The sequence below is a fragment of the Allobosea sp. P1_A7 genome, from assembly GCF_056406775.1.
In genome coordinates this window covers 1-9,042 of record NZ_JBFTZN010000328.1, presented here as the reverse complement: position 1 = coordinate 9,042, position 9,042 = coordinate 1, and the positions used below count along the sequence as shown (strand labels likewise).

Genomic DNA, 9,042 nt, shown 5'->3' with positions numbered 1-9,042 from the left:
CTTACGCTGGGCAGGCTCGCGATCGGCGACTATGGAAGACGCCCCTTCTCCCTCTATTGGCGTGTAAGCGGCCGCACGGTCCTCAGCGGCGATCTTGCAATATTGATCGGATGGGGATTCTGGCTGGTGCTTGCCATCACGTCCATTGTCCTCTTCAGGCAGAGCATCCCACTGGATCAATAGGGCTGCCCCCAGAGCGCCCTGCCCGGAGGAGCGCCACGACGCGGTAGTGGCTCTCGGCCCGGTCATAGGTCGTGCTGCGCAGATCGAAATGCGATTTGGCGGGATGCGTCACTTGATTGAGCGCATTTTCAATGCTGCCCCAAAGGGGGAGTGGTGCCCAGAGCTGGAATCGAACCAGCGACACTGCGATTTTCAGTCGCATGCTCTACCAACTGAGCTATCTGGGCATCCGGCGAAGCGCCAGGCGCTTCGTGTTGGTGGGGGCGATATAGAGCGTGATTGGCGGGCTGTCCAGTCGCTTCAGCCGGCTTCCGATCAAGTCTCGTCTTCGCGTGTGGGTAACCCGGTTTCAGACTCCTCCACCGGCTCGCCGGGAATGACATAGCTGCCCTTCAGCCAGTGGCCGAGATCGATGTCGCGGCAGCGTGACGAGCAGAAGGGCCTGAAGCGGTGTACCGCCGGCTTGCCGCAGATCGGGCAGGGTCTTGGCGCCGGCGGGGGTGACGTGTCCTGATTCTCAGCCATATTTGAGCGTGATGCCTCCATCGACCACGAGTTCGATGCCGGTGACATAGCGCGCTTCGTCACTGGCAAGGAAGAGCGCGGCATAGGCCACGTCCCAGGCCTCGCCCATATGACCCATCGGCACCTGCGCATCGCGCGCCTTCCACATCGCGGCGATGTCGCCTTCGCCATAGGCCTGCGCGAGGCCGGCGGAATGCTCGACCATCGGCGTCTTCATCAGGCCGGGCAGGATCGCGTTCACGCGAATCTTCTGCGCCGCGTATTGCACCGCGGTCGTGCGGGTCAGGTGATTCAGCGCCGCCTTTGTGGCGGAGTAACTGGCATAGGGCACGCCGGTGTGGCGAATCGAGGCGATCGAGGAAATGTTGATGATCGAGCCGCCCTCGCCCGTCTCCTCGAACTGGCGCTGCATCACCGGGATGACGTGCTTCATCGCCAGGAAGGCGCTGGTGACATTGACCTTGAAGACGCGCTCCCAGGTCTCCTGCGGCAGATCGACGACGCTGCCGACCTCGGCGATGCCGACATTGTTGTCGAGGATGTCGATGCGGCCATAGCGGCCGAGCGCCTGGCCGACGAGATCGGCGATCGAATCGGCCCGGGTTACGTCGGTCTGGACCGCGAAGGCCTGGCCGCCCTCGTTCTGGATGATTGCCGCCGTCTCCTCGGCGGCATCGCGGTTGAGATCGGCGCAGACCACCCTGGCGCCCTCACGCGCAAAGATCGTCGCGGTTGCCTTGCCATTGCCCCAGCCGGGCCCGATCGAGCCTGCGCCCGCGACGATTGCAACCTTGCCCCTCAAGCGTTCCGTCATCGGCCCCATCCCTGGTTGCGCGCCTTGCGCTGCCGAAGCGGCAGCGGCGACAGGATCGGGATAACCGCAGGTCAGGGCAAGATGCGCTGACGCTCAGCCGACATTCATCCAGCCGAAGCGGATCGGGAAGCCTTCGCCGCCGAGCAGGTTCACCGTCTCGTAGAGCGGCAGGCCGACCACGCCGCTATAGGAGCCGACGAGCTTGACCACGAAGGAGCCGGCAATGCCCTGGATCGCGTAGGCGCCGGCCTTGCCGCGCCATTCACCCGAGGCGAGATACATCTCGAGATCTTCGGTCGAGAGCCGCTTGAAGCGCACGCGCGTCTCGACGATGCGGTCACGGATCGCTCCGCCCGGCGTAACCAGGGCTACGCTGGTATAGACGCGATGGGCGCGCCCGGAGAGCATCCGCAGGCAGGCAGCCGCCTCATCGACGATCTCCGCCTTGGGCAGGACACGACGGCCGACTGCGACCACGGTATCGGCCGCCAGGATGTAGCAGCCTTCGAGATCGGGGCGGCTCTTTGCGCCCTCCCGCGCGGCCTGCGCCTTCTCGCGTGCCAGGCGGCGCGAAAGATCGCGCGGCCGCTCGCCTTTCAGCGGTGTCTCGTCCAGATCGGACGGCAGCATGGCGTCGGGCTTCAACCCGGCCTGCTCCAGCAAGGCCAGCCGGCGCGGAGAGGCCGAAGCCAGGACCAGCATAGGCCGCCAGCCGGGCTGCTTGGGAGTGGAGAAGAAACTCAAGGGCGTTCGTCTCTGAGGCTCGCAGGCGCCCATGGCGGACACCCTCCGACCAAGCCTCTAGATCATTTTCGCCGGTTGCGAAATCTCTCTGAACCGCCACGCGCCGAATGCAATCCTGGAGCGCAATACCCATTTCGTTATGTTCACTGCGCATAAAATACGCAGCCTCGCCCTTGCGTTTCAGCCTTTCACTTGACACATTAAAGCCTACGGCCCGCAGACGCGGCCTCTTTGCGAGGCCGGAGTCCTTTCCGACCTGTCCCGTGTTCCGGAGCCCTTCACCGAAATGACCACATCGACCCGACGTCCGCGTTCCGCTCTGGGAACGGGAGTGGAAGCGCAGGCGCTCGTGAGCAAGGTCATGACGATGCAGGCCGAGGCCGGGCTGACCATCGCGATGCGGATGCCGATCCTGCTCAAGGGCGCGCTCGGCGACCGGCGCGGCCAGCGCGAGGCGACGAAGGCCCTCACCGAGAAGGTTTCCGCGGTGATGGAAAGCGGCCTCGCCGCGAGCCAGGCCGTCAGCCTGTTCTGGTGGGATCTGGCCTTCAGCCCATTCAGCCAGCTCGATATGAGCGAGGCTGTCGCCAGGGCGACCAGCAACACGCTCGAGCCGTTCTCGAAACGGACCCGTGCCAATGCGGCGCGGCTGAGCAGCTTGCGATAGCGCGCAACGCTGATCGGGATCAGCGCGAGATAGGCCAGCACGATCAGCGACAGCATCTCGAAGGGGTAGGCAAAGAGCAGCCCCGCCACCACCACCACCGCGACGAAGAGCGGCAGCACCTTCTCACGCGGCACGCGGGTGCCGAGCGTCTTGCCGGCATAGCAGGGGATGCGCGAAATCGTCAGGAAGGCGATGAAGAGGATATAGATCCCGACCAGCAGGGCGCCATATTCCTGCACCGGCACACCGATGAAATGCAGATAGAGCGGTAGCATCGCGGTGATCGCGCCCGCGGGCGCCGGCATGCCGACGAAGAAGTTCTTCTGCCAGTCGGGACGATTGGGATCGTCGATCATCACGTTGAAGCGCGCGAGCCGGAGCGCCATGGCGCAGGCCAGCGTCAGCACGATGATCCAGCCGAAGGAGCGCAGATCGTGCAGGACGAAAATCCAGAGCACGTAGCCCGTGGCGACGCCGAAATTGACGAAATCCGAGAGCGAATCGAGCTCGGCGCCGAAGCGCGACGTGCCCTTCAGCATGCGCGCCAGGCGGCCGTCGACGCCGTCGAGCGCCGCAGCGATCAGGATGAAGATCGTCGCCGATTCGAGCTTGCCCTCGACCACGAGCCGCATCGCGGTCAGGCCGAGGCAGAGCGCCAGCAATGTGATGACATTGGGCGCGATCAGCCGAAACGGGATCGCCTTGAAGCGCGTGCGCTTCGATTCAGCCTGCTCGGGCTCGAAGGGGGGAAAGAGATCGCTCATGCCAGCCGGAATACGCGGTTTTAGGCGCGGAGGCTAGGAGCAGTCGGCGATCATCCCGGGCGCCGCATCACGGCGCTCCGGGATGTCGAAAGCGCTCAGATTCCGCGGAAGCTGCGCCGTGTTTCGCTGGCCGAGACATCGGCCAGCACGGTCTCGCCGGCGATCGCGGTCTGGCCTTCGCCAACCAGCGGAATCACGCTCGTCGGCAGATAGACGTCGACGCGCGAGCCGAAGCGAATCAGGCCGAAACGCTCGCCGGTCGCAATCGCATCGCCCTCCTTGACGAAGGGCACGATGCGCCGCGCGATCAGGCCTGCGATCTGGACGACGCCGACCGTGCCGGCCGGGGTCTCGATCGCCAGCGCGTTGCGCTCATTGTCCTCGCTCGCCTTGTCGAGCTCCGCATTGAGGAAGAGGCCCGGCGTATAGGCCATCTTGATGATGCGGCCCGAGACCGGGGCGCGGTTCACATGGCAATCGAAGACGTTCATGAAAATCGAGATGCGCGTCATCGGCTCGGCCGGCAGGTTCAACTCCGGCGGCGGCAGCGCCGAGGCGATCTGGCTGATGCGGCCATCGGCCGGCGAGATCACCAGCCCCTCGCGTTGCGGCGTGATCCGGATGGGATCGCGGAAGAAATAACAGACCCAGATCGTGATGATCGCGCCGAGCCAGCCGAAGGGCGACCAGAGATTGGCGAGCACGATCGTCGCCACCAGCGCGATCGCGATGAAGACGTAGCCCTCCTTGTGGATGGGAACGATCACTTTGCGGACGGAATCGACGAGCGACATGGGCAATCCTGTTTGGTCTTGTCAGCGCGTCGGCAGAGTGACGCTCCCCTGCGGCCCGAATGGGGCGGCAGGCATTGTCGCGTGATTTACGGGGTTCGGCGCTCCGGGGGAAGAGGCCGCATGCCGCGCCCCTTGTGGCAGACGAAACTCCGCCTCTTTGCCGCCGCGTCTTCCAGACAGGGCAGCGGAACGGCTAGAAGCTCAGCCATGGCATCGGCGCGGAGCGCGGGACATGGCGGAGGCGGGCGATATCGACACGGCTCTTCTGGCCAGGCTTGGCTGTGACGATGTCAGCCTGCGGCTGAGCCGGAGCTATTCGCCGGAAACCTCGCCCTGGCGCGCCGCCGCCTATCGCTTCGACATCCTGGCTGAGGCTGAGCCCGCCGGCACGATCAGCCTGCGGCCAGGCGCGAGCTATCTCCTGACCCATCTCGCCGGGCAGATCGGCTTTTCCGTCGAGCCAGCCTATCGCGGGCGCGGCCTCGCCGGCAAAGCCGTGAGGGCGCTGCTTCCCCTGGCCAGGGCGTGCGGCCTCAGCGAACTCTGGCTGACGACGACGCCCGACAACCTCGCCTCCCGCCGCACGCTGGAAAGGCTCGGCTGTGTCCTCGTCGAAGAGGTCACGATTCCGGAAAGCTACGAAAGCTATGCCCGCGGCGAGCGCCTGAAGCTGCGCTACCGGCTGGAGCTGGACTGAGCGTAGCCGTCAGTCGGCCGGGCACTGCCCGACAAGCTCGGCCAGCGCGCTCCGGCCGGATGCAAGGTCGAAATCGGCAGAAACCGCCCCGCTGCCCTGAGCCGGGATCAACACACTCATCTCGGCCCCGCCGAGGATCAATCCGAGCAGGGACGCCGGGCGCGCAACATGCACGGCCCGGTCCGCCCCGACCGCGCCCGCCAGTTCAACCGCCGGCTGACCATCGGCTTGAACGAAGGATGCAGCCGCCCGCCCCGCCTTGCCGAACAGTCCGTCATTGTTCAGCGGCAGAAAGGCGATGGACAGGCTGGCCTCGATGCAGCGGATCGCGAGGCCGACATGGGCCTCTCTATCGCTCAGCACCGCCGCGACATCCTTGCGCCCGCCCTGCCGGTCATTGGTAATGACCACCCAGTTGCCGACCTTCTTCGTGCTGGAGGCCTGCACAGGCATGGCCGACAGCGCCAGGACCAGGCTGGCGCCGAGCCCGAACACCGCTCGCAAGCGCTTCGCTGCCGTCATCGCGTGGCCCCTGAGGGGCGGCTGAGCGCACCGAGCGCCGCCGCCCAGGGCGCAGGGGCCGGCAGCATGACATCCGCCGGAAAATGCGGGAGCAGTTCGAAGGCGAGCCGCTGGCCTGCCCGGTCCTCCTGGACCACGAGAGTATCGAAGCGAAGCAGCTGAGCGGAGGCTCGTGGCAGCACGGCGCCGGCCGCAACTGGCTTGCCCGCAACCATCAGGACGAAGCAACTATCGGCCGGATTCCAGCCTCGCTTCGCTGCCGGGCCTTCGGGCGCGCCGTCCTGCACGAGATACCCGCCCTGCCAGCGTATCGAGAGCGCCTCATCGAGCCGAAGCGGTTGCCGATCGGGAGGAAGTGTCGATTCAAGCGGCGACGGCGACATTCTGAGCAGCGAGCACGTCTGGACGATGCCCGGCCGTCCCGGCTTGACGATCCAGAGCTCCCAGCCCTGCTCCGTCGCGGCAGCGGCCCGGTCCGCGGCCAGGATGGAGAAGAGAAGCGCCCCGGTCAGGCGCAGGCGCTTCAGCATGGTGTCACCGCGGCAGGCAAGGATCGGCCAGTTGCGTGGGAGCGAGCCATCGCCACGCAAGCCACGCAATCCTCAGGCGAGCGCCGTCGGGCTGCGGACGAAGCGGCGCGCGGCGAGATAGGTCAGCACCACGAAGATCAGCAGCACGAGCCCTTCGGCAATCGCGAAGGGCGGCTCTGACTGGGTCGGCGCCATGGCCTGGAGAAACGGCACCTTCATGAAAGCCTGCGCGACCGCGACGAAGATCAGCAGATAGAAGGCGAGCATCGCCGTGACCGCATAGATCCGCCGCCAGGCGCCATCGAGCCTGCGAGCGTAGAGGGCGTATCCGGCAAGGCCGACCAGAATGAGCGAGATCGCACCGACGATATGCGAGGGCAGGAGGCCGTTGAATGGAAAGCCGAAGCCCGTCGCGCTGGTGGCAAACGCGGTGGAGAGGAAAATTCCGGTCCAGCGCGGCCGCGTGTGCCCTTTCAGCATGGCCGCGGCGACGGGAAAACCCGCCACGATGGCGATCAGGCTGAGCCAGGTATGAAAGCCGGTGAAGGTCGTCGGATCGAACATGAGCAGCCCCCGCAATGCTCCACCGGCTTCGTGTGAAACCGGCGGAGTGTAGCATGCAGGAAGCAGGCCGCGTTTGGCGAGAGAATTCCGTCGCCCCGACTACTGCGTCAGGGTCACTCTCACACTCTCTTCTTCTTCCTCGGTCGCGCGCTTCAGCGTCGCCTTGGCCTCGTCGACCTGGCGCTGACGGTTCCAGAGCGCCGCATAGACGCCATCCGCCGCCAGCAACTCGCGGTGATGGCCGCGTTCGACGATCAGGCCCTTGTCCAGCACGATGATCTCGTCGGCATTGATTACGGTCGAGAGCCGATGGGCGATGACCAGCGTCGTGCGCCCCTCGCTGACCCGGTCGAGCGCGTCCTGGATCTCCTTCTCGGTGAAGGAATCGAGTGCCGATGTCGCCTCGTCCAGCACCAGGATCGGCGGCCCCTTCAGGATGGTGCGGGCGATGGCGACGCGCTGCTTCTCGCCGCCTGAGAGCTTCAGGCCGCGCTCGCCGACGGAGGTCTCATAGCCGTCGGGCAACGACCGGATGAAGCGGTCGATCTGGGCGAGCCGCGCCGCCTCCTCGACCTCGGCCTCGGTCGCATCCGGCCGGCCATAGCGGATATTGTACTCGATCGTGTCGTTGAACAGCACGGTGTCCTGGGGAACCATGCCGATCGCCGAGCGCAGGCTGACCTGCTGGATCGCGGCGATATCCTGCCCGTCGATCATGATCCTGCCCTTGGCCGGTTCGTAGAAGCGGAAGAGCAGGCGCGAAATCGTCGACTTGCCGGCGCCGGACGGGCCGACGATGGCGATCGTCCTGCCCGGCGGCACCGTGAAGGAAATACCCTTCAGGATCGGCCGCTCAGGGATATAGGCGAAATGCACGTCCTCGAAGCGGACCTCGCCTGCATCGACGCGAAGGGGTGGGGCGCCCGGATGGTCCTGGATCTCGGGATCGCGGCCAATCAGGGCGAACATCTCGCCGATGTCGAGGGTCGCCTGCTTGATCTCGCGATAGACCGTGCCCATGAAATTCAGCGGCTGGTAGAGCTGGATCAACATGGCGTTGATCAGCACGAAATCGCCGACCGTATGCGTGCCGGCCTGGAAGCCGCGCACCGCCATCACCATCGAGATCGTCAGGCCCGTCGCGAAGATCGCCGCCTGTCCGAAATTGAGCCAGGCGAGCGAGGTATAGGCCTTGATCGAGTTGCGCTCGTAGCGCGCCATCGAACGGTCGTAACGGGCTGTCTCGCGAGCCTCTGCTCCGAAATACTTCACCGTCTCATAGTTGAGCAGCGAGTYGATCGCCTTCGAATTGGCGTCGGTATCGGACTCATTCATGGCGCCGCGAATGGCGATGCGCCATTCGGTGGCCTTGATCGTGTAGGCCATGTAGGTCGTCACCATCACCACCAGCACGACGACATAGAGCCAGTCGAACATCGTCAGCAGCACGGCGGTGATCAGGGCGACTTCGACCACGACCGGCACCAACTGGTTCAGGCCGAGGCGGACCATTTCCTCGATGCCGTTGCGGCCGCGCTCCAGCACGCGGGTCAGACCGCCGGTCTTGCGCTCGAGATGGAAGCGCAGCGAGAGATAATGCAGATGACCGAAGGTCTGCAGCGCCAACGTGCGCACCGCATGCATGAACACGGGCGCGAACAACGCGTCGCGCATCTGGATGAAGGCCGAGGAGCCGACGCGCGCCAGCCCGTAGATCAGCGTCAGGGTCAGCGGTGCGCCGACCAGCCAGGGCAGCCAGCGCCCGAGACTGGTCGGCGTGTTCGCCAGGGCATCCGTCGCCCATTTGAAGGTGAATGGCACGCCCATCAGCACCATGCGGCCAATGACCAGCAGGATGAAGGCCGCGACCACGCGCTTGCGCAGATCGGCGCGATCCGGTGGCCAGAGATAGGGCCAGAGCGCACGGAAGGTCGCGACGAAGCCGGAGCCGGGTTGCAGGACGGCCGAGTGGGCGAAGTTCGACGCTGGAGGCGGCGCGGCAGGCGGGGACATTTTTCAAACAGTTCCAAGTTGAACCGCCCATATATCCGCGATCGCGGGCGAATGCATGAGCCTTGCTGCAAGCCGGGGAGGCTGTGTGAAAAGAGCCGAGTCGGCTAGGATTCCTGGAGGTGATGCTCCGGGAGCTTAGATGAAGCGCTTCGTTGAGAGTGAAGACCGTCGGCAGGGTGTCCTGCTTCCCGAGTATCTTGACGACTACGTGTCGGAGAACAATCC

At 65.3% G+C, this 9,042-nt stretch carries 10 protein-coding genes, 1 tRNA gene and 1 pseudogene; 2 read left to right on the top strand and 10 right to left on the bottom strand.

The features are described 5' to 3' along the window. A partial coding sequence (locus tag AC1D34_RS33005; protein ID WP_476826511.1) for a hypothetical protein occupies window positions 1–183 on the top strand: 183 nt, incomplete at its 5' end. 151 nt (window positions 184–334) lie between these two features. Here AC1D34_RS33005 and AC1D34_RS33000 read toward each other — a convergent pair. From AC1D34_RS33000 to AC1D34_RS32975, 6 genes and pseudogenes are all read right to left on the bottom strand, one after another. Continuing rightward, window positions 335–410, bottom strand: a tRNA-Phe gene (locus AC1D34_RS33000). 88 nt (window positions 411–498) lie between these two features. Beyond that, the gene (yacG, locus tag AC1D34_RS32995) at window positions 499–708 is read right to left on the bottom strand and encodes a DNA gyrase inhibitor YacG (RefSeq protein WP_441507897.1); all 210 of its coding nucleotides are present in this window, start codon (window positions 706–708) and stop codon (window positions 499–501) included. After that, window positions 701–1,522, bottom strand: a complete 822-nt coding sequence (locus AC1D34_RS32990; RefSeq protein ID WP_476775667.1) for an SDR family NAD(P)-dependent oxidoreductase — start codon at window positions 1,520–1,522, stop codon at window positions 701–703. Before AC1D34_RS32990 ends, yacG begins: the two co-directional genes overlap by 8 nt. 93 nt (window positions 1,523–1,615) lie before the next feature. After that, the gene (locus AC1D34_RS32985) at window positions 1,616–2,224 is read right to left on the bottom strand and encodes a Maf-like protein (protein ID WP_441493099.1); all 609 of its coding nucleotides are present in this window, start codon (window positions 2,222–2,224) and stop codon (window positions 1,616–1,618) included. A 681-nt stretch (window positions 2,225–2,905) separates the two neighbouring features. After that, window positions 2,906–3,697, bottom strand: a pseudogene (locus AC1D34_RS32980) (CDP-alcohol phosphatidyltransferase family protein); the annotation flags it as partial. A gap of 95 nt (window positions 3,698–3,792) precedes the next feature. Beyond that, window positions 3,793–4,491, bottom strand: coding sequence for a phosphatidylserine decarboxylase (locus AC1D34_RS32975; RefSeq protein ID WP_069877150.1), 699 nt, complete (start codon window positions 4,489–4,491; stop codon window positions 3,793–3,795). Between the two features lie 232 nt (window positions 4,492–4,723). Between AC1D34_RS32975 and AC1D34_RS32970 the strand changes: the two genes are divergently transcribed. Continuing rightward, the gene (locus AC1D34_RS32970; RefSeq protein WP_476826510.1) at window positions 4,724–5,188 is read left to right on the top strand and encodes a GNAT family N-acetyltransferase; all 465 of its coding nucleotides are present in this window, start codon (window positions 4,724–4,726) and stop codon (window positions 5,186–5,188) included. 9 nt (window positions 5,189–5,197) lie between these two features. On the opposite strand, the gene AC1D34_RS32965 is transcribed toward AC1D34_RS32970, so the two are convergent. The 4 genes from AC1D34_RS32965 to AC1D34_RS32950 form a co-directional block, all read right to left on the bottom strand. Further along, a complete protein-coding gene (locus AC1D34_RS32965) occupies window positions 5,198–5,710 on the bottom strand; it encodes a hypothetical protein (protein WP_476826509.1) in 513 nt (170 codons plus the stop codon). Continuing rightward, window positions 5,707–6,300, bottom strand: coding sequence for a hypothetical protein (locus AC1D34_RS32960; RefSeq protein ID WP_476826508.1), 594 nt, complete (start codon window positions 6,298–6,300; stop codon window positions 5,707–5,709). Before AC1D34_RS32960 ends, AC1D34_RS32965 begins: the two co-directional genes overlap by 4 nt. 12 nt (window positions 6,301–6,312) lie before the next feature. Next, a complete protein-coding gene (locus AC1D34_RS32955) occupies window positions 6,313–6,804 on the bottom strand; it encodes a hypothetical protein (protein ID WP_441493068.1) in 492 nt (163 codons plus the stop codon). Between the two features lie 99 nt (window positions 6,805–6,903). After that, the gene (locus tag AC1D34_RS32950) at window positions 6,904–8,817 is read right to left on the bottom strand and encodes an ABCB family ABC transporter ATP-binding protein/permease (protein ID WP_476826507.1); all 1,914 of its coding nucleotides are present in this window, start codon (window positions 8,815–8,817) and stop codon (window positions 6,904–6,906) included. Between the last annotated feature and the right edge of the window lie 225 nt (window positions 8,818–9,042).

Bases quoted from the DNA above. Each gene is read 5' to 3' on its own strand.
- AC1D34_RS32975 (WP_069877150.1), bottom strand. From the start codon at position 4,491: ATGTCGCTCGTCGATTCCGTCCGCAAAGTGATCGTTCCCATCCACAAG.
- yacG (WP_441507897.1), bottom strand. From the start codon at position 708: ATGGCTGAGAATCAGGACACGTCACCCCCGCCGGCGCCAAGACCCTGC.
- AC1D34_RS32955 (WP_441493068.1), bottom strand. From the start codon at position 6,804: ATGTTCGATCCGACGACCTTCACCGGCTTTCATACCTGGCTCAGCCTG.
- AC1D34_RS32990 (WP_476775667.1), bottom strand. From the start codon at position 1,522: ATGACGGAACGCTTGAGGGGCAAGGTTGCAATCGTCGCGGGCGCAGGC.
- AC1D34_RS32965 (WP_476826509.1), bottom strand. From the start codon at position 5,710: ATGACGGCAGCGAAGCGCTTGCGAGCGGTGTTCGGGCTCGGCGCCAGC.
- AC1D34_RS32985 (WP_441493099.1), bottom strand. From the start codon at position 2,224: ATGCTGGTCCTGGCTTCGGCCTCTCCGCGCCGGCTGGCCTTGCTGGAG.
- AC1D34_RS32970 (WP_476826510.1), top strand. From the start codon at position 4,724: ATGGCGGAGGCGGGCGATATCGACACGGCTCTTCTGGCCAGGCTTGGC.